At 74.1% G+C, this 20,898-nt stretch carries 21 protein-coding genes and 1 pseudogene; 13 read left to right on the top strand and 9 right to left on the bottom strand.

What is annotated here, in order from left to right:
* Positions 1–30: 30 nt before the first annotated feature.
* Positions 31–993: a phosphatidylinositol-specific phospholipase C gene (locus ACWGKU_RS15530; RefSeq protein ID WP_401044132.1), complete on the bottom strand. Its 963-nt coding sequence runs from the start codon at positions 991–993 to the stop codon at positions 31–33.
* A gap of 285 nt (positions 994–1,278) precedes the next feature.
* Here ACWGKU_RS15530 and ACWGKU_RS15525 point away from each other — a divergent pair, with 285 nt between their 5' ends.
* Positions 1,279–1,794, top strand: coding sequence for a DinB family protein (locus ACWGKU_RS15525; protein WP_401044135.1), 516 nt, complete (start codon positions 1,279–1,281; stop codon positions 1,792–1,794).
* Positions 1,795–1,973: 179 nt separating this feature from the next.
* Positions 1,974–3,050 (top strand): cell division protein ZapE, encoded by a 1,077-nt coding sequence (gene zapE, locus ACWGKU_RS15520; protein WP_401044138.1) that lies wholly within the window; start codon positions 1,974–1,976, stop codon positions 3,048–3,050.
* A 75-nt stretch (positions 3,051–3,125) separates the two neighbouring features.
* Here zapE and ACWGKU_RS15515 read toward each other — a convergent pair whose 3' ends face one another.
* The 4 genes from ACWGKU_RS15515 to ACWGKU_RS15500 form a co-directional block, all read right to left on the bottom strand.
* Positions 3,126–4,739 (bottom strand): serine hydrolase, encoded by a 1,614-nt coding sequence (locus ACWGKU_RS15515; protein WP_401044143.1) that lies wholly within the window; start codon positions 4,737–4,739, stop codon positions 3,126–3,128.
* Positions 4,740–4,982: 243 nt separating this feature from the next.
* A complete protein-coding gene (locus ACWGKU_RS15510) occupies positions 4,983–5,483 on the bottom strand; it encodes a peptidylprolyl isomerase (protein ID WP_452180058.1) in 501 nt (166 codons plus the stop codon).
* 86 nt (positions 5,484–5,569) lie between these two features.
* Complete coding sequence (locus ACWGKU_RS15505; RefSeq protein ID WP_401044148.1) at positions 5,570–6,676, bottom strand: RCC1 domain-containing protein; 1,107 nt, start codon at positions 6,674–6,676, stop codon at positions 5,570–5,572.
* Between the two features lie 208 nt (positions 6,677–6,884).
* A complete protein-coding gene (locus tag ACWGKU_RS15500; RefSeq protein ID WP_401044151.1) occupies positions 6,885–7,859 on the bottom strand; it encodes a helix-turn-helix domain-containing protein in 975 nt (324 codons plus the stop codon).
* Between the two features lie 71 nt (positions 7,860–7,930).
* On the opposite strand from ACWGKU_RS15500, the gene ACWGKU_RS15495 reads away from it, so the two are divergent.
* A complete protein-coding gene (locus ACWGKU_RS15495; protein WP_359912995.1) occupies positions 7,931–8,266 on the top strand; it encodes a cupin domain-containing protein in 336 nt (111 codons plus the stop codon).
* Positions 8,267–8,337: 71 nt separating this feature from the next.
* On the opposite strand, the gene ACWGKU_RS15490 is transcribed toward ACWGKU_RS15495, so the two are convergent.
* From ACWGKU_RS15490 to ACWGKU_RS15480, 3 genes are all read right to left on the bottom strand, one after another.
* On the bottom strand, positions 8,338–8,592 hold the full coding sequence (locus ACWGKU_RS15490) for an acyl carrier protein (protein WP_359912992.1): 255 nt from the start codon (positions 8,590–8,592) through the stop codon (positions 8,338–8,340).
* A 201-nt stretch (positions 8,593–8,793) separates the two neighbouring features.
* Positions 8,794–9,282 carry an SRPBCC family protein gene (locus ACWGKU_RS15485; protein ID WP_380353257.1) on the bottom strand — a complete coding sequence of 163 codons (489 nt, stop codon included), beginning with the start codon at positions 9,280–9,282 and terminating at the stop codon, positions 8,794–8,796.
* A 99-nt stretch (positions 9,283–9,381) separates the two neighbouring features.
* Positions 9,382–9,984, bottom strand: coding sequence for a putative glycolipid-binding domain-containing protein (locus tag ACWGKU_RS15480; RefSeq protein ID WP_452180059.1), 603 nt, complete (start codon positions 9,982–9,984; stop codon positions 9,382–9,384).
* 162 nt (positions 9,985–10,146) lie between these two features.
* Here ACWGKU_RS15480 and ACWGKU_RS15475 point away from each other — a divergent pair, with 162 nt between their 5' ends.
* From ACWGKU_RS15475 to ACWGKU_RS15435, 9 genes are all read left to right on the top strand, one after another.
* Positions 10,147–11,547, top strand: a complete 1,401-nt coding sequence (locus ACWGKU_RS15475) for an ATP-grasp domain-containing protein (RefSeq protein ID WP_452180060.1) — start codon at positions 10,147–10,149, stop codon at positions 11,545–11,547.
* 8 nt (positions 11,548–11,555) lie between these two features.
* Positions 11,556–12,116, top strand: a complete 561-nt coding sequence (locus ACWGKU_RS15470) for a GNAT family N-acetyltransferase (protein WP_401044160.1) — start codon at positions 11,556–11,558, stop codon at positions 12,114–12,116.
* A 143-nt stretch (positions 12,117–12,259) separates the two neighbouring features.
* On the top strand, positions 12,260–13,504 hold the full coding sequence (locus ACWGKU_RS15465) for a cytochrome P450 family protein (RefSeq protein ID WP_401044163.1): 1,245 nt from the start codon (positions 12,260–12,262) through the stop codon (positions 13,502–13,504).
* A 200-nt stretch (positions 13,505–13,704) separates the two neighbouring features.
* Entirely contained in the window at positions 13,705–14,658 is a 954-nt protein-coding gene (locus tag ACWGKU_RS15460) for a DUF4331 family protein (RefSeq protein ID WP_452180061.1), read from the top strand.
* 190 nt (positions 14,659–14,848) lie between these two features.
* The gene (locus ACWGKU_RS15455; protein WP_401044167.1) at positions 14,849–15,214 is read left to right on the top strand and encodes a hypothetical protein; all 366 of its coding nucleotides are present in this window, start codon (positions 14,849–14,851) and stop codon (positions 15,212–15,214) included.
* 228 nt (positions 15,215–15,442) lie between these two features.
* Positions 15,443–16,540: a sugar ABC transporter substrate-binding protein gene (locus tag ACWGKU_RS15450; protein WP_359912969.1), complete on the top strand. Its 1,098-nt coding sequence runs from the start codon at positions 15,443–15,445 to the stop codon at positions 16,538–16,540.
* 91 nt (positions 16,541–16,631) lie between these two features.
* Entirely contained in the window at positions 16,632–17,423 is a 792-nt protein-coding gene (locus tag ACWGKU_RS15445; RefSeq protein ID WP_401053644.1) for an ATP-binding cassette domain-containing protein, read from the top strand.
* The gene (locus tag ACWGKU_RS15440) at positions 17,420–18,676 is read left to right on the top strand and encodes a sugar ABC transporter permease (protein ID WP_452180062.1); all 1,257 of its coding nucleotides are present in this window, start codon (positions 17,420–17,422) and stop codon (positions 18,674–18,676) included. The genes ACWGKU_RS15445 and ACWGKU_RS15440 overlap by 4 nt, the downstream gene beginning before the upstream one ends.
* 236 nt (positions 18,677–18,912) lie before the next feature.
* Positions 18,913–19,368, top strand: coding sequence for a hypothetical protein (locus tag ACWGKU_RS15435; protein ID WP_452180063.1), 456 nt, complete (start codon positions 18,913–18,915; stop codon positions 19,366–19,368).
* 90 nt (positions 19,369–19,458) lie between these two features.
* On the opposite strand, the gene ACWGKU_RS15430 is transcribed toward ACWGKU_RS15435, so the two are convergent.
* The gene (locus ACWGKU_RS15430; RefSeq protein WP_452180064.1) at positions 19,459–20,223 is read right to left on the bottom strand and encodes a hypothetical protein; all 765 of its coding nucleotides are present in this window, start codon (positions 20,221–20,223) and stop codon (positions 19,459–19,461) included.
* A gap of 244 nt (positions 20,224–20,467) precedes the next feature.
* On the opposite strand from ACWGKU_RS15430, the pseudogene ACWGKU_RS15425 reads away from it, so the two are divergent.
* A pseudogene (locus ACWGKU_RS15425) lies at positions 20,468–20,815 on the top strand (NAD-dependent epimerase/dehydratase family protein); the annotation flags it as partial.
* Positions 20,816–20,898 lie beyond the last annotated feature (83 nt).

The following is a 20,898-nucleotide window of genomic DNA, read 5'->3' as shown; positions in this document are numbered from 1 at the left end:
GCCCAGGGGCGGCGGGGCCGGTGGCTGCGGTCAGAGCCCGAAGTTCCAGTCGACGATCATCTGCAGCAGGTCCTTGCGCTCGTCCACGAAGTCCATCGCGATCACGCCGTAGTGCGCGCGCTGGGAGATGCGCGGCGTCAGGTAGTCCTGGATGGAGGGATTGACGACCTTGGCGATCCTGTACGGGGTCTCCGGGAAGCTGCTGGAGCTGGCGAAGTGGAGGTAGAGCTTGCCGTCGTTCTGGCCGTAGAACGCCGTGTCCAGCCCTTCCCTGACCCGCTGGACCTTGCGGCTGGACCCGTCGCTCCACGCGTCCTGCAGCCAGATCCGGGAGTCGTCCCCCCACCGCAGCGGGTCGTAGCGCCCGTCGCCCCAGGTGAAGTCCGACATGATGGGGACGATCTTGCCCCGCACCTGCCCGAGCGTGGGCAGCCCGCCGGGCAGCGATCCGGCCTTGGGGAGCCAGAACCAGGGCCGGTAGTTGCCCTTCCCGTCCATGCCGTCCATGTAGTAGTTGAAGATCTCGCTGAACCGGTAGTCCTGCCCCTCGGTGTACTCCTTCTTGACCCGCATGATGATCGTCTCGCGGGGGTTCGACTTCAGGAAGTCGATGCAAAGGTTCAGCACGTCGCCGAAGTTGATGTTCTGGTAGATCTTGTCGTGGTGGATGGTGAAGACGTCGCCCATCACCCGGCACCGGATGTCGAGGAAGCGCACGCCCGCCTGGAGCTGCTGGGGGATGCGCCACTCCTGGCACTGGGCGAAGCCGAAGGCGCCGCCGTCGTAGAGCGCGCACGTCTCGTGGGTTCCGGGGATCGTCAGCTGCGACAGCTTCACGTTGTCGCCCAGCAACGACATCCACCTGTCGGTGGGGCGGTGGACGAGGCGGTCCGGCGCGGCGACGGCCGACGCGCCCGAGCCGGCGATGCCCAGGGCACCGGTCGTGGCCGCGAGCGCTGCGCCCCTGAGAAGGGTCCTACGGTTGATCGACATGCAAGAAGCCTCCGGACTCGGGGCCCCGATGGTGATCGGGCGTGAACGTTCTCCTTTCCACTCCAACGGACCTCCGCCCGAAGCCGGTTCATCGTCCGCGAACGGCCACCCGCACCGCACCGCCGACCGGCGAGCGGCCCAGGAGCGGGAAGTCGGCCGGGCCGACTTCCCGCGCACGACCGGCGTGCCCACGCATGCCCGGCGGACCGGCCCGCGCCCGGCGCGGCGGGCGGCACGCGGAAAACCCGGTGCGCCCGACGTGACGCCTCGGTAGCCTGCACCGCCATGGCATCGGAACTGGAACGCCCCCCACTCCAGGCGGACGAACGCACCGCGCTCATCGGCTGGTTGGACCTGCAGCGGAAGATCCTGCGCTGGAAGTGCGAGGGGCTGGACGACCGGGACGCGCACCGGGCGGTCGTCCCGACCTCGCCGGCCATGACGATGGCCGGCCTCCTGTCGCACATGCGCTGGACCGAACACCTCTGGCTGGAGGTGATGTTCCTCGGCGGCGACCAGAAGCAGAATCCGTCCTTCGACGAGTCCACCGAGGACGCCGACTGGCACACCGACGGCCGCCCCCTCGCCGACCTGCTCGCGGAGTACGAGGCCCAGTGCGCCCGCAGCAACGAGATCGTCGCGGCGGCCTCCCTGGACGACGTCGGCCGCAAGCCCGGCTTCCGCGCCGGCGGCGCCAACCTGCGCTGGATGCTGATCCACCTCGTCGAGGAGACCGGCCGCCACGCGGGGCACGCCGACATCGTCCGCGAACTCCTCGACGGCTCGAAGGGCTACTACTAGCGGTTCCACCGGACGTCACCGCTTCCACCGGCCGACGGCCCGGGAGCGGGAACCGCGGCCGGCGGGTGCGGGACGCTCCGTCAGGTCCCGTCCCGCGCCGGACCAGCCGTGAAGGGGCCCGGGACCGGGCAACTCCCGGTGATCCGGATGCCGATGACGCCCTGCTAGGGTCCGGACCCGTGACGGACAGGGTGCAGAAGCAGTACGAGGCGATGCGCGGGCACTTCCACCGGGCCGCCGGGCAGCGCGGGTTCACGCTCGACCCCGCCCAGGAGCTCCCGGTCGAGCGGCTCAGCCGGCTGGCCGGCGAGCTGGCCCACCCGGCCTGGCGGCTGCGCCGCGGTCCGCGGCACCTCTACCTCTGGGGCCCGGTCGGCCGCGGCAAGAGCTGGCTGGTGGACACCTTCCTCGACGGGCTGGCGACCCCGCGCAAGCGGCGGCTGCACTTCCACGACTTCTTCCGCCGGCTGCACGAGGGCGTCGCCCACCACGCCGGGAGCCGCAGCGCGGACGGCGCGGCGGTGGACCGGGCCGTGGACGAGCTGCTCGGCGACTGCCGGGTCCTGGTCTTCGACGAGTTCCACGCCCACGACGCGGGTGACGCGATGCTGGTGGCCCGTCTGCTGCACACCCTGCTGGACCGGCGGATCACCCTGGTCACCACGTCCAACTACCCGCCCGCCGGGCTGATGCCCGACCCGCTGTACCACCACCTCTTCGAGCCGACGATCAGGCTGATCGAGGAGCGGATGGACGTGGTCGACGTCTGCGGGCAGGTCGACTTCCGGCGCCTGCCCGGGTCGGAGCGCGCCCACGGGTTCGGCCTCGGCGCCCGGCTCCGCCCCGGCGACGAGGCCTCGGCCGGCCTCACGGCGCCCCGGCCCGAGGAGGCGGGTCCGGTGGCCGCCCACCACCGCGAGCTGCCGGCCCGGGCGGTCCGCGAGGACCACGTGTGGTTCGGCTTCCCGGAGCTGTGCGAGGGCCTCACCTCCGTCGCGGACTACCTCGCACTCGCCGACCGCTTCCCCACCGTCGTCCTCGACGGCGTCCCGCCGCTCGCCGAGGCGTCCCCCGACGGCCGCCGGCGCTTCGCCAACCTGGTCGACGTCTGCTGCGACCGCGACGTCCGCCTGGTCCTGATCGGCGCCGACCCGCTCGCCGGCCTCCCCGCCGGCTCCGCCCTCATGCGCGACCTCGACCGCACCGCCAGCCGCCTCGCCCTCCTGCGGCAGCCGGCCCGGGAGGCCGCCGGCTGAGCACCCCACCGGGCCACCGCCCCCGGGCCACCGGCGGAAAGGGCGGTGGCCCACCGGAGCGCCGGAGCCGCCGCCCTAGCTGCGGGTGAAGGTCCCGAGGCCCTCGTGGTCGAGCTGTTCGACCACCACCGTGGAGGCCCGGCCGTCGGCGCCCACGGTGAACGTCACCCCGGACAGGCCGACGGCGTTCTCCCCGCGGGTGCGGAAGCTGAACACGTCCCCGGCGTAGTGCTGGAGCGGGAACTGCAGGTCCTCCGGGCCCAGGCTCATCACCAGGGCGCCGCCGTTGCCGGTGGTCACGGTCAGCGGTCCGTAGTGGCCGTTGGCGTAGGTGCCGACGTAGGCCGCGTCGGGCTCGGCGGGGGCGGCGTCGGCCGGGGGCTTGGTGTAGTCGGTGGGTGAGACGCCGCTCAGGAGGGCGGCGGGGACGACCTTGCCGAGGAAGGCGAGCCAGTCGACGGTCTCGTGGCCCTCCTGGGCGAGGTCGAAGAACTCCTCGGCCACCGCCTCGGGCAGGCCGGTGGGCTGGCCGTTGGTCAGCACGACGATGCCCAGCTGCTCGGCGGGCAGCAGGGTGACGACGGTGGCGGCGCCCAGTGCGAAGCCGCCGGAGTGGTTGAGCCGCAGCCGGCCGCGGGTGTCGCGGCCGACGTTCCAGCCCAGGCCGTACTGGCCGGGGTTGCCGGCGGGCGCGGCCGGCGGGTTGGAGAGGCTGTGCGGCAGCCAGGTCTCGCTCAGCGCGGCGGTGTCGACGATCTGCCGGCCCTCGAAGGAGCCGCCCGCGAGCTGCAGCCGCATCCAGCGGGAGAGGTCCTGGACGGTGGAGCTGACGCCGCCGGCCGGGGACTGGGGGTCGGCGTTCTCGGTGGTGCTGACCTGCCAGCCGGTGCCGTCGCTCTTGCGTACGTGCGGCACGGCCTTGTTCGCCGCGCTGTCGTAGGCGGAGCGCAGGGAACTGGTGGAGGTCATGCCGAGCGGCTTGTAGAGGGTGTCGGAGGAGAGGGTCTCCCAGGGTGCGCCCTTGGTCCTGGCGACGGCCACGGCGGCCTCGGTGAGGCCGTAGTTGGTGTAGGCGTAGCTGGCGCGGAACGGGGCGAGGGGCTGGTCGCGCAGGTGCTGGAGGATGTAGTCGCGCTGGTAGCCGAGGTCCTGGAGGAGGTCGTCGGCGTGGTCGGGCAGGCCGCTGCGGTGGGAGAAGAGGTCGGCGATCGTCACGTGGCCGGTGACCCAGGGGTCGGCGAGGGCGAAGCCGGGGTCGTGGGCGGTGACGGGGTCGTCCCAGGCGGCCGACTTCTGGCCGACGGCCGTGGCGACGACGGTGGAGGCGATCGGTTTGGAGACGGAGGCGAGCTGGAAGACGGTGTCGGGGGTGACGGTGTCCGGTTTGCCGAGTTCGCGGACGCCGAAGCCCTTGGCGTGGACGACCTTGTCCTGGTGGACGACGGCCAGGGCCAGGCCCGGCACGCCGGTCCTGCGCAGGGCGTCCTGGACGTAGGCGTCGATCCGGTCGACGGCGGAGGCGACCTGCTGGTCGGTCAGCTGCGGTGAGGGCTGCGGCGGCGCGGTGGGCACGGTGCCGGGGGCGGCCTCGGGGTCGGAGGCTGCGGAGGTGCACCCGGCGAGCAGCAGGCCGGCCAGCAGGGGCGCGGCGATGCGGTGGCCCGGCCCGGAGGCGGTGCGGCGGTGCATGCGGGTCCTCCCTCGTCCGGGCGGCACGGGCCGTGCGCCTCATCGCGTGAGTACGTGAGTATTCGACGGCCCGGCGCGGCCCGGGCGGGCGCCGCGCACCGCCGTGGGCGCGTTCACCCGTCCGGCGGCGGGGAGGGGTCGGGGCGACACGCCGGGGCTGCGCCGGGCGGTGCGGAGCGGGAAGTCGGCCGGGCCGACTTCCCGCGCGCGCCTGCTCCCCCGCCCCTGGCCGACGGAGCCGTCCTACTCGACGACCTCGGCCTTCTCGATGACCACGTCCTCCTTGGGGACGTCCTGGTGGCCGCTCCTGGAGCCGGTGGGCACGGTCTTGACGGCGTCCACGACGTCCTGGCCCTCGACCACCTCGCCGAAGACGGCGTAGCCCCAGCCCTGGGCGTTCTTGCCGCTGTGGTCGAGGAAGTCGTTGTCGGCGACGTTGATGAAGAACTGGGCGGTGGCCGAGTGCGGGTCCCCGGTGCGGGCCATCGCGACGGTGTACTTGGTGTTCTTCAGGCCGTTGTCGGCCTCGTTCTGGATGGGGGCGCGGGTCTTCTTCTGCTTCATGCCGGGCTCCATCCCGCCGCCCTGGACCATGAAGCCGTTGATGACCCGGTGGAAGACCGTCCCGTCGTAGAAGCCGTCCCGGACGTACTGGAGGAAGTTCTCCACCGTTTCCGGGGCCTTCTCCGCGTCGAGGCGCAGGACGATGTCGCCGTGGTTGGTGCTCAGTTTGACCTTCGACACGATGACCTCACTGTACGGGTTGCGGCGGCTACGGATTGCTCACGCGCATTGTGACAGGAGGGACGGCCGGTCACCGTCGAGGCGCCTCAGTTGGCGAGGGTGAAGTCGCCGCCGACGGGGGCGGCGAGCTTGTCGATGCCGGTGAGGGCGGTGAGGGTGGGCACCGGGGTGCTGCTGTCGGCGGTGGTGCCGTCGCCGAGCTGGCCGGAGCCGTTGCTGCCCCAGGAGTGCACGGTGCTGGTCCCGGACAGGGCCACGGTGTGCTCCCGGCCGCCGGCCACCAGCCGTACGCCGCTCAGGCCGGGGACGGTGACGGGGGTGACGCGGAAGACGGTGGTGCCGTCGCCGAGCTGGCCGGCGGTGTTCTGGCCCCAGGCCTTGAGGCGGTGGTCGGTGTCGACGACGGCCATGCTGTGGTTGCACCCGGCCGCGATCCGGGTGACCCCGCCGGTCCAGGCCCCGTGGGTGGTGACGGGGGTGTAGCGGTTGATGGTGGTGTTGTCGCCGAGCTGGCCGGTGGCGTTGTAGCCCCAGGCCTTCACGGCGGCGCCGCTGCCGGGCGTGCCGACCAGGACGAGGTTGTGGCTGGCGCCGGCGGCGATCCGGCTGACGCCGGTCAGTCCGACGACCCGCGCCGGGAGGCCGCGGTTGGTCGAAGTCCCGTCGCCGAGCTGGCCGTTGCTGTTGTAGCCCCAGGCCCAGACGGTACCGTCCTCGCGCAGCGCGAGGCTGTGGTGGAGGCCGGCGGCGATGGCGACGACCTTGTGGAGGCCCTCGACCCGCACCGGGACGCCGCTGTCGGCGCCGGTGCCGTTGCCGAGCTGGCCGTGGTTGTTCTGGCCCCAGGCCAGGACGGTGCCGTCGGCGAGCAGGGCGAGGCTGTGCGCGCCGCCGGCGGCGATGTCGGTGGCGTCGGCGAGATTGACCACCTGGCCGGGCGCGTTGTGGCTGAACACCGTGCCGTCGCCGAGCTGGCCCGAGCCGTTGACGCCCCAGGACTGCACCGTGCGGTCGGCCAGCAGGGCCAGCCCGTGGCCGAGGGTGGCACCGGCCCCGCCGGCGGCGATCTTCACCACGTCGGCGCTGGTCAGCCCGAGCACGGCGGTGGCCGTGGTGCGGAGGTCGGCCCAGGTGCCGTCCCCGAGCTGGCCGGAGCGGTTGTTGCCCCAGGACTTCAGGCGCTTCTCTGCCATGCGACGATGCCTCTTTACTTGTATGACAATAAGTCAAATCGTCGACATGTCAGATCTGTTGACGAGTCCACGATCATGGACCGACGCTACCCACGCGCACGTCACCGGCACGGGAAACGGCGGCGCCGGCCACTCGATCGGGTGATGGCGGCCCTCCGGCGCGGCCGACGGCCGTACGTCCCGCAGCGCATGGCGCGGGACGTACGGCTCAGCGGGTACGGAAGGCCTGCCGGTAGGCGCCGGGGGTGGTGCCGGTGCGGGCACGGAAGCGGCGGCGCAGGTTGACGGCGGAGGTCAGCCCGACGCGGGCGGCGATCGCGTCGACGGGCAGGTCGGTGTCCTCCAGCAGGACGCGGGCCGCGGCCAGCCGGCGGGCGAGCAGCCAGGCGCCCGGGCTGGTGCCGAGGTGGTCGGCGAAGCGCCGGGCCAGGGTGCGGGGCGAGACGCCGAGGCGGGCGGCCAGGGCCTCGACCGACAGGGGCGTGCCCAGGCGCTCGTCGGCCCAGGCGAGCAGGCCGTCCAGCGCCTGCCCCGACGACACCGGCACCGGCACCGGCGGTGACGGCGGCGGAGGTGACGACGCCGGCGCGTACGGCGTGCGGTCGTCGTCGGGGTGCGGCGCCATCGCCATGTGCCGGGCCAGCGCGGCGGCGTGGGCGGCGCCGTGGTCGCGCCGGACCAGGTGCAGGCACAGGTCGAGGCCGGCGCCGGCGCCCGCGCTGGTGGCGACGTCGCCGTGGTCCACGTAGCGCCGGTGCGGCTCGACCCGGATCCGGGGGTACGCGCGGCGCAGCTGGTCGGCGCGGGCCCGGTGGGTGGTGGCGGTGCGGCCGTCGAGCAGTCCGGTGCGGGCCAGGGCGAACACTCCGGAGCAGATGGCGGCCAGCCGGGCCCCGCGGGCGTGCGCCCGCAGCAGGGCGCGGCGCACGGGGTCGGCGAGGGGTTCGTCCACGGGCAGCCAGCCGGGGACGATCACGGTGTCGGCGGTGTCGAGCGCGTCGAGGCCGTGCGGCACGGACATGGTGTAGCCGCCGGTGGTGGGCACCGGGCCGGGGACCTGCGTGCAGGTGGCGAAGGTGTAGTGCTGCGGCAGGCCGGGTCTCGGTGTGCCGAAGACCTCGGCGGCGCAGCCGAGTTCGAAGGTCGACTGGACGGGCCGGACCAGGGCCACCACGCGGTGCATGGCAGGAAAGTACCCCAGGGTGTCGCGGTGGGGCCTGTCCGGGCCGGCCGGGGCGCGGCACCGTTGCGGGCATGTACCCGGAGATCCTTGCCCAGCAGGGCTACACGTCCGTGTCCGTCGACGAGTCCCCGGTCCGCGAGCTGTTCCCCGGTGTCCGGCTGCGGGCCCTGTGGCGGGGGCCGGACGGCGCGCACGCCCATGTGCTGGAGATGGCGGCGGGCTCCCGCTGGCCGCACCGTGACGTCCACGAGCCGGGGCCGGAGGAGGTGTTCGTGGTGGCGGGCGTCTTCAACGACGGGGCGCGGGACTACCCGGCCGGTACGTTCCTGCACGCTCCGGCGGGGTCGTGGCACGTGCCGTCGACGGCCGTCGGCTGCACGCTGTTCGTGTTCTACCCGCAGGGGTAGGGCCGCGGGGAGCGGGAGCGGGAGGCCGCCGGGGCCGCCGGGGCCGGGCTTCCCGCCCCGCTCCGGGCCGGTCAGGAGCCGGGGTTCAGCGAGGCGTTGACGTCCTTGAGGAACTCGGCGACGGGGCGGCCGAGCAGGTCGGAGCTGTCGAGGGAGACGCCGTAGCGGTTCTCCAGGTCGGCGAGGACGCCCAGCACGCCCAGGGAGTCGACGCCGAGGTCGAGGAACATGCGGCCGGGGTCGGCGAGTTCCTCGGCGGTGACCTGGACGCCGGCGCGGGTCCTGACCAGGGTGGCCAGTTCCTCGTAGGTGATCTCCGTGGCCATCGGGCCCTCCGGGGGTGCGTGGGTGGCAGGGCCGACGGCGGTCGGGTCGTTCGACGGGTGGCCCTGTGGGCGCAGTTGTACGTGGTCGCCAGGCGCCCGGTCCAGCTCGTTCACTCGTACGTGTGAGGCCTTCACGGGGATGGTCGGGACGGTCCGCCGGGCCGGGCGGGCTCAGGTCCGGGCGCCCGTGGCCCGGCGGGCTCAGGCCGCGCCGAAGTGCCGTTTGGTGTCGGCGATCAGCGTCCGCTGGAAGGCCGCCCCGGGCATGTCGGTCAGTGCCGCGGGGCGGCGCAGCAGTGGGGCCGGCTCGTAGGCGAAGGTCCAGGTGAAGCGGGTGCCGCCGCCCGGGAGGGGTTCGAGGAGGTAGTCCTCGCCGAAGCGCCGGTACAGCGGCAGGGAGGCCTCGGTGACGCGGAACGCGTGCCGCGTGCCCTCCTCCCAGAGCGTGAACTCCTCGCGCAGCCGCAGCGTCCCGAGCGCGGTGATCTCCCGGGTGGTGCCGACGCCGTGCGGGGCCGGTGAGGTGTAGCGGCCGCCGGCCAGGCCCCGGCACCAGGACAGCGGTGCCGGGCCGGCGAGCCCCGCCCACACGCTCCGCGGTGCCACCGGCAGGTCCATCACGTGGCGGTGGCGGTGCGGGGCGGTGTCGAAGAAGGAGGCGTCGAAGCGCTCCAGTGCGAACCAGGGCATCGGGGCCTCCTCGTGGCGGGTCGGGGGATGCGCCCGAGCGTACCGGGCGGGAAAGCCGGGCGCCCCGTCAGGTCGGGCGCCCCGTCGGGCCGGGGGCCGTCAGACGATGCGGTGGGCCAGGCCCGGGTAGTCGGCGACCAGGCCGTCCGCGTCCAGCAGCAGGTCCGCCCGGTAGTCGCCGGAGGCGTAGCGGACGGTGGCGCGGCCGTCCTGGTGGCGGCGCAGGTGGGTGTAGGTCTGGCGGGAGGGCACGACGACCAGCTCGGGCACGCGGATCCAGGCCATCAGGAAGTGGTGTTCGCCCGGGCCGCGGTGGAGGGCGTGGCGCAGGACGGGCGGGGTGTTGGTGAGCGGGGACAGGCCGAGGTCGCAGTCGAGGGCGCCGTCGAGGTCGGGGCGCGGGGTGCCGTCGACGGTCCAGTGGCCGGTGGTCTCGTCGCGGCGCAGGTCGAGGGTGCGGACGGCGTCCGGGGTGCGGGCGGTGACGTGCATGCGGCGGGTGGTGAAGCCGTCGCCGGTGTCTAGTTCGTAGTCGAGCCAGTACGGGGCCGGTTCGGCGGCGGCGACGCGGCCGCGGGCGGTCAGGGCGGTGGGGCGCAGGTCGATCCAGGAGGTTTCCAGGCCGGCGGTCTCGGTGACCCGCCAGGTGGGTGCGGCGGTGCGGGCGGCGGCGTTGTCGGCCTGGTCGGTGCGGCTGTTCATTCGTGCACGGTACTGCCGGGTGCCGACAGCGGCCCCGACGGGCCGTCAACGCGGGCGGATCCTTCGTACGGGTGAGGGTGGGGGCGGGGAGTGCCTCGTGCGGGGCGTGATGGGGCGCGCGGCGGCGGTGGGCGCCGTCCTGGGCTCTCCATAATCGCGTGGGTGATCACATCCTGTGACGAAGCGGTGGCCCGATTGCGGGCCGTGCCCGGGCTGTCGTGCTGTGCCCGCCCCCTGTTCATGCTGCCGCTGCTGCGCACCGGCTGCCTGTCCGCCGTGCTGAGCGTGGAGGGCGCGGACGCGGGCTGGGAGGGCGAGTTCGGGGCGCTCTTCCATGCGCTGGAGCCGGCCAGCGGGGTGCGCGACCACACCTCGCTGGGTGCCGGTGTCCACGAGGTGCTGCGCCGGATCGCCCGCACCGGCGCCAGCGCCGGGGCCTGGCGGGGCCGGGAGCTGGCGCTGCTGCCCTACACCGCGATGAAACCCGAGTGGCGCTCGGCACTCGACGTGCTCGGCGCCCGCCTGGCGGAGCCGCCGCGGCTGGCCCTGCCGGTGCTGGGCGACAAGCGGGCCCAGCGCGCCTGGCTGCGGTCGGTGGGGGCGGTGACGCCGTCCGACGCGGTGGTCCCGGCGCTCGACCACCGGGAGCTGCGCCGGCGCTTCGGCGACCGCTACGTGGTGCAGACGCCGACGGGTTCCAGCGGCAAGGGCACCCACCTGGTCACCGACGAGGCGCAGCTGCAGCCGATCCGCCGGGCCGGCGGCGGGCCCTGGCTGGTGAGCGGCTACGTCGAGGGCGTCGCGGTCAACCTGCACGTCCTGGTCTCGGCGGACAGCACGGTGCGGGTGCTGCGCCCGTCCGTCCAGCTGACCCGCGTCGAGGGCATCGGCGCGCCCTTCGGCGCCTACTCCGGCTGCGACTTCGCGGCCCCGGCCCTGCTGTCGCCGCTCGCCCTGGCCCGGGCCGGCACCGCGGCGCGGCGCGTCGGCGAGGCGCTGGCCGCGCTCGGCTACCGGGGCCTGTTCGGCGCCGACTTCGTCCTGGACGGCGAGCGCCCGCTGCTGCTGGAGCTCAACTGCCGCATGCAGGGCTCGACCTGGCTGCTGGGCGAGCTCGAACTGGCCGAGCACGCGCTGCCGTCCGCGCTGCGCCACGTCCTGGAGCTCTACGGGCACGCCACCGGCGGCGAGCCGCGCACGGACGCGGCGGGCGCCGTGCAGCTGGTGGTGCGGCACACCGGCACCCCGGTGCGGGTGGCGGCGGCGCCCGGCGGCGGTCTGCACCGGCTCAAGGACGGGCGGCTGCGGTACTGCGGCGCCGGGTTCGGCCTGCTGGAGTGCGGGCCCGACGACTGCGTGCTGCTGCAACTTCCCTCCCCCGGGACGGTGTTGCTCCCCGGGGTGCCGCTCGCCCGGGTCGTGGCCCGGCACCCGCTGACCACCCCGGACGGCACCGCGCTCACCGCGCCCGGACGGCGGCTGGTGGACGCCCTGCGCGCGGGCTTCGTCCTCGAACCCCTCGACGAACCCGCGGGAACCGCCGTCCCCTGCGCGTCGCGGTGAGGAGACCCGTGCCGAGGACACCCGTGCCGCTGTACGTCCGCGCCGCGGTGCCCGCCGACCTGCCCCGGCTGGCCGCGCTGCGGGCGGAGGCGGCCGCCTGGATCGCGCTGGAGCACGGCTCGGCCCAGTGGTCGGCCCCGTACGACCCCGAGCGCGGCCTGACGCTGATCGCCCGGGGCGCGACGGTGGTCGCCGCGCTGGCGCCGCAGGGCGAGGCCGTCGCCACCGTGACGCTGCGCCCCACCGGCAGCCCCCGCCTGTGGAGCGGCGAGGAACTCGCCCGCCCGGCCCGCTACGTGAGCTCCTTCACGGTGGACCGCCGGTACGCCGGGCGCGGCATCGGTGCCCGTCTGGGCGACTGGGCCGCCTGGCGGGCCGCGCGGGCGGGCGCCGGGCTGCTGCGGGCGAACGTGTGGAGCGACAACGCCGCCCTGCACGCCTACTACCGTGCGCAGGGCTGGCGTTGGGTGCGCACGGTGGCCCACAGCCGCAGCGGCGCCCTGTTCGAACGCGCCACGAGCGCGGTGGCGCCGCCGCGGGTCCACGAGGCGGACCGCGTGCGGGCGTGAGCCGTGCCCGCCCGTGCCCCGGCCCGCGACGACGCGCCGACCGCCACGCCCTCTCGACGCGGACCGCCGCGGGCGAGCATCCTCGTGTCCCGGTGCGCGGCGTGCGGCCGCGCACCGTCCCCGCGTCGAGTGGAGGAACCCCCGTGGACCCCGTGGAGCGTCTCGTACTGGACCCGACCGGCCGCGCCCGCGATGCCGAGAGCGCCGAGCTGTGCGCGCGCGGAGCGGCCACGCCCGTCGACATCCTGGGCGTGCGGGCCTGGTCGGTGTCCGACCCGGTGCTGCTGGAGGAGCTGACCAAGGACCCGCGCGTCTCCAAGGACGGCGCGCAGCACTGGCCGGACTTCGCCGAGGTGGTGCGGACCTGGCCGCTGGCGATCTGGGTGAGCGCGCACAACATGTTCAACGCGCACGGCGCCGACCACCGGCGGCTGCGCCGGCTGGTGGGCGGCGCCTTCACCGCCCGCCAGGTCGCCACCATGACCGCCCGCGTCGAGGAGCTGACCGACGCCCTGCTGGACGGCCTGGCCGCCTGCGCCCCCGGCGAGGTGGTGGACCTGCGCGAGCGCCTGGCCTACCCGCTGCCGATCCAGGTCATCTCCCGGCTGCTGGGCCTGCCCGACAGCATCACGGACACGTTCCGGGGCATGGTCGACAAGGTCTTCTCCACCACCCTGTCCGCCGAGGAGTCGGCGGCCACCGTGACCGCGTTCCTGGCCCTGCTGGAGGAGCTGATCGCCGCCAAGCGCCGCGAACCGGGCGAGGACCTGACCTCGGCGCTGATCGCCGCCCGCGACCACGAGAGCGACGGCGACTCCCGCGCGCTGAGCGAGGAGGAACTGCGCGACACCGTGCTGCTGATCGTCTCGGCCGGCTACGAGACCACCGTCAACCTGATCGACAACGGCATCACCGACCTGCTCACCCACCCCGGGCAGCTCGCCCTGGTGCGCGCGGGCAAGGCCGGCTGGGACGACGTCGTCGAGGAGGCGCTGCGCCGCAACGCGCCGGTCGCGCACCTGCCGATGCGCTACGCGGTGGAGGACATCGAGCTGCCCGGCGGGGTGACGGTGCGCCGGGGCGAGGCGATCCTCGCCGCCTACGCGGCCGCCGGGCGCCACCCGGTGCGCTACGGCGACAGCGGCGCCGACTTCGACGTCACCCGGCCGGTCAAGGACCACCTCGCCTTCGGGCACGGCGTGCACTTCTGCCTCGGCGCGCCGCTGGCCCGCCTGGAGGGGCGCACCGCGCTGAGCCGGCTGTTCGAGCGCTTCCCCGACCTCGCCCTCGTCCCGGACGCGCGGCTGGAGCCGGTCGACTCGCTGATCTCCAACGGGCACCGGGCGCTGCCGGTGCTGCTCGGCCCGCAGGCGCCGAAGGCGTCCTGACGCTCCGGCGCCAGCGTCGGCCACCCCGGCGCCCCGCCCGTCGGCCCGCCACGCGCCACGCGCCCACCGTCCCCCCTTGCGACGTCGCCCGGGTGGCGCAGCGGGGCGGGCCGGTACGGGCGGGTCGTGTTAGCAATGGCCGGAGGGGGCGGGGGGTGTCCACGCGGACGCACGCGAAGCACTGGAGACCGGAGACCGTCGTGTCGCACCACCTCAGCGGACCGAACCTGCGCTCACCGGAGGGTGACGCGCGCCTGGATCTGACCGACCTGTTCGCCTTCGCCTCGCCGGAGCCGGGCCGGACGGTGCTGATCATGAACGTGAACCCGGTCGCGCCCAGTGGCGGGCAGGCCTTCCATCCGGAGGCGGTGTACCGGATCGACATCGACACCGACGGCGACCAGCGGGCCGACATCGCGTACAGCTTCACCTTCTCCGAGCCGGTGGGCGGGGCGCAGAGCATGACGGTGCGGCGTACCACCGGTGAGGGGGCGCGCGGGCACGAGGCGACCGGTGAGGTGCTGGTGTCGCGGGCGCCGGTGAGTTTCACGGGCACCCCGGCGGTGGTGGAGGCGGGGTCGTACCGGGTGAGTGCGGGGCTGCGCAGCGACCCGTTCTTCGCGGACCTGGACGGGATCGTGAAGGACTTCCAGTGGACGGGGGTGGACTGGGGCGCGGACAAGAACGTCTTCGGGATCGTGCTGGAGGCGCCGGACGCGGCGTTCGGCGAGGCGCCGGAGATCGGGGTGTGGGCGCGGGTGAGCGTGCGCAAGGACGGTCGGCTGGTGTCGGTGGACCGGGGTGCGCATCCGTCGCTGACGGCGTACTTCAACGAGGAGGGCGTGAAGGACGCGTACAACGCCGGGGAGCCGGTGGACGACTGGGTGACCTACCGTGATCCGTGGACGGCGAAGCTGCAGCACTTCGGCGGGTACACCACGGACGCGGCGCACGCGCAGCTGCGGATCGTGCTGCCGGACGTCCTGCGCTACGACCGGGCCCGCCCGGCCGTCTACCCGAACGGGCGCTCGCTGACCGACGACGTGACCTCGGCGCGGCTGACGATGCTCACCGACGGCAAGGTGTCCGGTGACCACATCGGGCCGCACTCCGATCTGCTGCCGGCCTTCCCGTACCTGGGCCACCCGCACTGACCTTCGGGGCCCGCCCCGCGGAGCGCGCCGCCCCGCGGAGCGTTCCGCCCGGTGGAGGGTTCCGGCTCGCGGGGCAAGCAGGCGCGCCCCTGTCAGATGTCAGGGACCGCTGCGGGCGCCGGATTCCTAGGCTGACGGGCACCGGACGGACGGGTCGTCCGTCCTCGTACCAGCCAAGGGAGAACCACTCATGCGCAGGATCACCCACGCCGTCGCCGCCCTGGCCATGGCCGCCGCCGCGCTGACCACGATGGGGGCCGGCAGTGCCGGCGCCGCGGCCGGCGACTGGGCGGGCTGCCCGTCCGGAGCGGTCTGCGTCTACCCGCAGGACCAGGACCCGGCGGTCAGCCCCAGTGCCGTCTACCGGAGCTACGGCGCGCACAACCTGAGCGGCCAGTACGGCAACCACTGGGTGCTCAACAACCAGACCGGCGGCGCGCACGCCCACCTGTGCCGTGCCTCGGGCGGCGGTGACTGCGTCTACGACATCGCGGCGCAGCGCGGCGTGTACGACGACCTGGGTCCGATCAACTCGATCACGCTCGACCGTCCCTGACGTTCCGTCAGGTCAGAGCCGCGGGGTGCCCGCCGTCCGAGGGGAGCGGCGGGCATTCCGCTTTCCCGCGCCTCGGACGCGCCGCCCGTCCGAGGCGTGTTCATGAAGATAACGAATGGTGGTGGATTCCGGGGAGTCTGGTTTTACTTATTGACGTCATGTACGCGCCCAGGTTTAACTCCCCCCACCCCGCCGCGAAGCCGCGGCGATCCCAGGGAGAGGTATCCGATGAACGCCGTACTGCGTCGCGCCCTCGTCTCCACCATGGGCCTCGCGCTGACCCTGTCCATGACCGCCGCGTGCGGGAAGGCCGGCGGCGCCAAGAACGAGGCATCCGCCGCCGGCAACCCCGACGCCATCGGCCTGCTGCTGCCCGAGAACGCCTCCTCCGTGCGCTACGAGTCCTTCGACCGGCCGTTCATCGAGGCCAAGGTCAAGTCCCTGTGCGCGCAGTGCAAGGTGCTGTACAACAACGCCGAGGGCAGCGCCGCCAAGCAGAAGCAGCAGTTCGACACCCTGCTCACCCAGGGCGTCAAGGTGATCATCCTCGACCCGTACGACGCCGACTCCACCCAGAGCTGGGTCGAGGAGGCCGCCGCCAAGGGCGTCAAGGTCCTCGCCTACGACCGCCTGGCCAGCGGCCCGGTCGCCGCGTACACCTCCTTCGACAACGAGAAGGTCGGCGAACTCCAGGGCCGGGCCCTGCTGGACGCGCTCGGCCCGCAGGCCGCCGAGGCCAACATCGTCATGATCGACGGCGACGAGGCCGACCCGAACTCCGCGCAGTTCAAGTCCGGCGCGCACAAGGCCCTCGACGGGAAGATCAAGAAGGTCGTCTACGAGCAGTCCGGGCAGTGGAACGCCGCCGTCGCCGCGCAGAAGATCTCCGCCGCCGTCACCGAGTTCGGCAAGAACGGCTTCCAGGGCGTCTACTCCGCCAACGACGGCATGGCCGCCGCCATCATCACCCAGCTCAAGGGCGCCGGCATCAACATCCCCGTCGGCGGCCAGGACGCCAGCCTGGACGCCATCCAGCGCGTCGTGAACGGCGACCAGGCCTACACCATCTACAAGGCCTACCGCCCGATCACCGACACCGCCGCCGAACTGGCCGTCGCCCTGCTGCGGGGCAAGGACGTCAAGAGCATCGCCCCCGACAGTGTCGACAGCGCCACCGCCAAGAACATCCCGTCCAAGCTGCTGGACGCCAAGGTCGTCACCAAGGACACCATCGCCACCACCGTGGTGGCCGACGGCATCTACAAGGTCTCCGACATCTGCACCGCCGACTACGCCGCCGCGTGCGCCGCCGCCGGCCTCAAGTAGGCCTCCTCCAGCAGGACCCCTTCAGCAGGCCCCTCTCCAGCAGGCCTCGGCTATCACACCAAGTAGCCGCTCCCCCAAGGTGGTTGTTCCCGTGACAGGCGCACCCGTCCTGCAGCTGCGCTCGGTCTCCAAGCGCTTCGGTGCCGTCCAGGCCCTCACCGACGTCGACCTCACCGTCCACGCCGGCGAGGTGCTCGCCCTCGTCGGCGACAACGGCGCCGGCAAGTCCACCCTCGTCAAGACCATCGCCGGCGTCCACCCCGTGGACGAGGGCACCCTCGCCTGGCACGGCGAGCCGGCGCGCCTGGCCCGCCCCCAGGACGCCACCGCCCTCGGCATCGCGACCGTCTACCAGGACCTCGCGCTGTGCGACAACCTCGACGTCATCGCCAACCTCTTCCTCGGCCACGAGAAACGCCGCCGCGGCCTGCTCGACGAGGTCGCCATGGAACAGCACGCCCGCCGGCTGCTGGACACCCTCTCCATCCGCATCCCCGACGTGCGCACCCCCGTCGCCGCCCTGTCCGGCGGGCAGCGCCAGGTGGTGGCCATCGCCCGCGCCCTGGTCGGCGAGCCGGCCCTGGTCGTCCTGGACGAGCCCACCGCGGCCCTCGGCGTCGAACAGACCGCCCAGGTCCTCGACCTGGTGGAGCGGCTGCGCGGGCAGGGCCTGGCGGTCGTGCTGGTCAGCCACAACATGGCCGACGTACGGGCAGTGGCCGACACCGTCGCCGTCCTGCGCCTGGGCCGCAACAACGGCGTCTTCCCGGTGGCCGGCACCACCCAGGAACAGATCGTCGCCGCGATCACCGGCGCCACCGACAACGCCCACGCCCGCCGGGCCCGCCGCACCGGGCACACCGAGGAGGCCGAGGCCCTGTGAGCACCCCCGAAGCACCCGCCACCGCCCCCGCGGCCACGCCGGACCCCAGGCTGCAGCAGACCGAACCGGGCTGGGCCGGCCAACTGCGCGCCGCCCGCCGGCGCCTGGCCTCCGGCGAGCTCGGCTCGCTGCCGGTCGTCGTCGGCCTGGTCGTCATCGCCGTCGTCTTCCAGTCCGTCACCCACCACTTCCTGCAGGCCGACAACCTCACCAACATCACCCGCTTCATCGCCGGGCCCGGCCTGATCGCGGTCGGCGTCGTCTTCGTGCTGATCCTCGGCGAGATCGACCTCTCCCTCGGCTCGGTCGCCGGCGCCGGCGCCGCCATCGCGGCGGTGCTGACGGTGCGCCAGGGCTGGAGCGAGTGGGTGGCGATCCTCGCCGCCCTCGGCGCGGCCTGCGTCATGGGGCTGCTGCACGGCCTGTTCTTCGCCCGCGTCGGCGTGCCCGCCTTCGTCGTCACCCTCGCCGGGATGCTCGCCTGGAGCGGCCTGCAGGAGTACGTGCTCGGCGACGGCGGCACCGTCAACAACCGCCACGGCGGCGTCGTCGCCGGCCTGGACAGCACCTTCCTCGGCGACGGCGACATCGCCTACGCCTGGGCCCTGGCCGTCCTCGCCCCCGTCCTCTACCTGGCCGCCCGCCTGAACACCGCCCGCCGGCGCCGCGCCGCCGGCCTCACCGCACCCCCCGCCGCCGACAGCGCCGTGCGCGCCGCCGCCCTCGCCGTCCTCACCCTCGCCACCGCCTACACCCTCAACCAGGACCGCGGCCTGCCGCTGTCCCTGGTCGTCCTGCTCGGCGCCGTCCTCGCCACCGACTTCGTGCTGCGCCGCACCCGCTACGGCCGCCAGGTCTTCGCGGTGGGCGGCGGCGTCGAGGCCGCCCGGCGCGCGGGCGTCAACGTCGCCCGGGTACGGATCTCCGTCTTCGTGCTCTCCGCGTTCCTGGCGGGCCTGGGCGGCCTGTTCTACGCCTCCCAGCAGGGCTCCGCCGACAAGCAACTGGGCAGCGGCAACGTCCTGATGAGCGCCATCGCCGCGGCCGTCATCGGCGGCACCAGCCTCTTCGGCGGGCGCGGCAAGACCTGGTCCGCCCTGCTGGGCATCCTCGTCATCCAGTCCATCACCACCGGCCTCGACATGGTCCACGCCGCCCAGGCCATCCAGTACATGATCACCGGCGCGGTCCTGCTGGCCGCCGTCGTCCTCGACTCCCTCACCCGCCGCACCCGCACCACCGGCCGCCGGTAGGGAAGTTCGAATGGCCCGGCGCCCCGCGATGCGGCGGGGCGCCGGGCCCTTTCGCGGCCCGCCTCCCACTCCGGAGCTTGCCTCCCGCTCCGGCCGAGGCCCGTGACCGACACGGCCCGGAGCCGCACCGCCCGCTGGGCGGACATCGAAGTGACCGCCGGTGACGAGGAATTGGACGGGCCGAGGAGCTGGACGGGGCCGAGGCGGAGCCCACCGAGCCCGTCCTGCGGTCCGTCGTGCTGAGCCGCAGCCGGTCGGCCTCGCACGTACCGGGCGGCACGCCCGTCGTCCTCGCCGACGTCGATCTCTTCGGCCACCCGGCGACCGAGGTGCTGGAGGCCCTGGGCGACGATCTGCCCGCGGAACTCTCGATCGCGCCGCACGACCGGCACGGCTACCTGACGGCCGTCACCCTGCGAGCCACCCCGCCACCCCCGCCACCCCCGCCGGCAGGCCGTCGGACCCGGGCCGCGGCGGAAGCCGCCGAGGTCGAACGCGCCCTCGGCGGCTACCAGTACCTGTGGACCACGGAACGCGACCGGTGGCAGCTCCACGAGAGCGGCGGCGGCCATGTGGTCCAGCGCCGGGACGCGCCGTGGACGCACCTGCTGATCCGCAACGAGACCTTGGCGCGGCGGATCACTGCCGAGATGCTCGCAGCCGGCGTGAACGTCGTTCCGGAGCGGTTCTGAGCCCTCCCCGGCCCCTGTCACGGTGCCCGCGGCCGAGCCGTCGACCGAGCCGTCGACCGGGCCCGTGACGGAGAGCCCCATGGACGGCCGTCACCGCGGTTGCCAGGTTCCGAGCGCCCGGGCGAGTCGCCTGCCCTGCGCGGGTGTGATGCCGTGGGCGAGCTGCCGGGCGAACCGCGGGCTTCCCGGGACGTCGCACCGCAGGATCCCGGCGACAGTGCGCTCCCGCCCTGCCCGGGGCCGGGCCCATCGCCGGCCCTGAGGTGCGCTCCAGCGCGCGGGTGTCCAGCGCAGGTGCCGCAGGACGAAGGCGGCAAGGTGCGCCGCGCCCTCCGGTGGTGTCCCGACCGCGGCCAGCGCCGCCCGGACCACCTCCGCGGCGTCCGGCGGCAGTTGCGCGTCGCCGAGGGTCGGCAGCAGGAGCAGCAGCCGCACCGACGGGTCGTGCACACCGGGCGCGGCGTGGTCGGGCGTGTTGGCGACGTGGATCAGCTCCCGCCAGGACAGGCCCGGTCCCTGCTGGTGTTCCGGCTCCGGGAGGCGGGTGTCGACGGCGGCGAGACGGCCCCGCACCCGGCCCCAGTCGGGGTGGACGACCAGGTACTCCGTTCCCCGGTCCGTGGGGAGGTCGCAGCTGTACATGTGCACCGCGTGCCCGCCGCCGAAGGGCAGGCGCGCCTCCAGCCCCTCCAGCATCGCCGCCTCCCACGCGGCGTCGGCCTCGGCGGCACCGGTACCGAACCACCCGGCGACCAGCTCGCGCTCGGTGTCGGCCACCGCGCAATGCCGCGTCAGGTAGGCGGCCCACCACTGCGGCCGGGCCGCTGTCCGCCCGCCATGTCCGTCGTCCAGCACCGGGTCAGGCTCTCACACCCTGCCGCGCAGGACCGGCGCCCCGACGGCCGGGTCACCTTGTGCACCCCCGCGGAGCCGCACCCTTCCTCCACGCCCTCACACGCAACAGGGCCGGCATCGGACAAGTCGGCGTCCCTGCCCACCTCGCGGACCCAGCAGGACCGTTCCCCGGTCGGCCGTCGTCAGCTCGCCGCCGGGGGCGGCGTGTGCGGCTGCGCGCCGGGTGATGGCGTCTCCCCCCCGGTACTCCACCTCGAAGATCGGCGCGGACATGATGGTGCTCTCCTGCTGGCACACCTTCGACCTGCCGGCCTCGGTGGTCCGCCCGTTCAACACCTACGGCCCGCGCCAGTCGGCCCACGCCGCGATCCCCACCATCCTGGCCCAACTCCAATCCGGTGCACGGGAGATCAGGCTCGGCTCGACGACTCCCACCCGCGACTTCACCTACGAGACCGACACCGCGGAGGGCTTCCTGGCCGCCCGTGCCGACCGCGCGATCGGCGGGACCGTCAACCTCGGCACCGGCGGCGAGGTGTCGATCGACGGCCTGGCCGAGGCCCTGATCGCCGCCTCCGGCCGGGACGCCGAGCACCTGCACCTGCTCGCGCCGGACCGCCACCAGGTCTGACACCGGCACCCGAGGCGGGGGTGGGCCCGGACCCGGTCCGGGCC

Source organism: Kitasatospora sp. NPDC054768 (genome assembly GCF_053612025.1).
The sequence above is the reverse complement of the archived record's forward strand: the minus strand, read 5'-3'. Positions and strand labels throughout refer to the sequence as shown.

Excerpts from the sequence above, each read along its gene's own strand:
- ACWGKU_RS15530 (WP_401044132.1), bottom strand. The coding sequence starts at position 993 with ATGTCGATCAACCGTAGGACCCTTCTCAGGGGCGCAGCGCTCGCGGCC.
- ACWGKU_RS15525 (WP_401044135.1), top strand. The coding sequence starts at position 1,279 with ATGGCATCGGAACTGGAACGCCCCCCACTCCAGGCGGACGAACGCACC.
- ACWGKU_RS15515 (WP_401044143.1), bottom strand. The coding sequence starts at position 4,739 with ATGCACCGCCGCACCGCCTCCGGGCCGGGCCACCGCATCGCCGCGCCC.
- ACWGKU_RS15505 (WP_401044148.1), bottom strand. The coding sequence starts at position 6,676 with ATGGCAGAGAAGCGCCTGAAGTCCTGGGGCAACAACCGCTCCGGCCAG.
- ACWGKU_RS15500 (WP_401044151.1), bottom strand. The coding sequence starts at position 7,859 with ATGCACCGCGTGGTGGCCCTGGTCCGGCCCGTCCAGTCGACCTTCGAA.
- ACWGKU_RS15495 (WP_359912995.1), top strand. The coding sequence starts at position 7,931 with ATGTACCCGGAGATCCTTGCCCAGCAGGGCTACACGTCCGTGTCCGTC.
- ACWGKU_RS15490 (WP_359912992.1), bottom strand. The coding sequence starts at position 8,592 with ATGGCCACGGAGATCACCTACGAGGAACTGGCCACCCTGGTCAGGACC.
- ACWGKU_RS15485 (WP_380353257.1), bottom strand. The coding sequence starts at position 9,282 with ATGCCCTGGTTCGCACTGGAGCGCTTCGACGCCTCCTTCTTCGACACC.
- ACWGKU_RS15480 (WP_452180059.1), bottom strand. The coding sequence starts at position 9,984 with ATGAACAGCCGCACCGACCAGGCCGACAACGCCGCCGCCCGCACCGCC.
- ACWGKU_RS15455 (WP_401044167.1), top strand. The coding sequence starts at position 14,849 with ATGCGCAGGATCACCCACGCCGTCGCCGCCCTGGCCATGGCCGCCGCC.
- ACWGKU_RS15450 (WP_359912969.1), top strand. The coding sequence starts at position 15,443 with ATGAACGCCGTACTGCGTCGCGCCCTCGTCTCCACCATGGGCCTCGCG.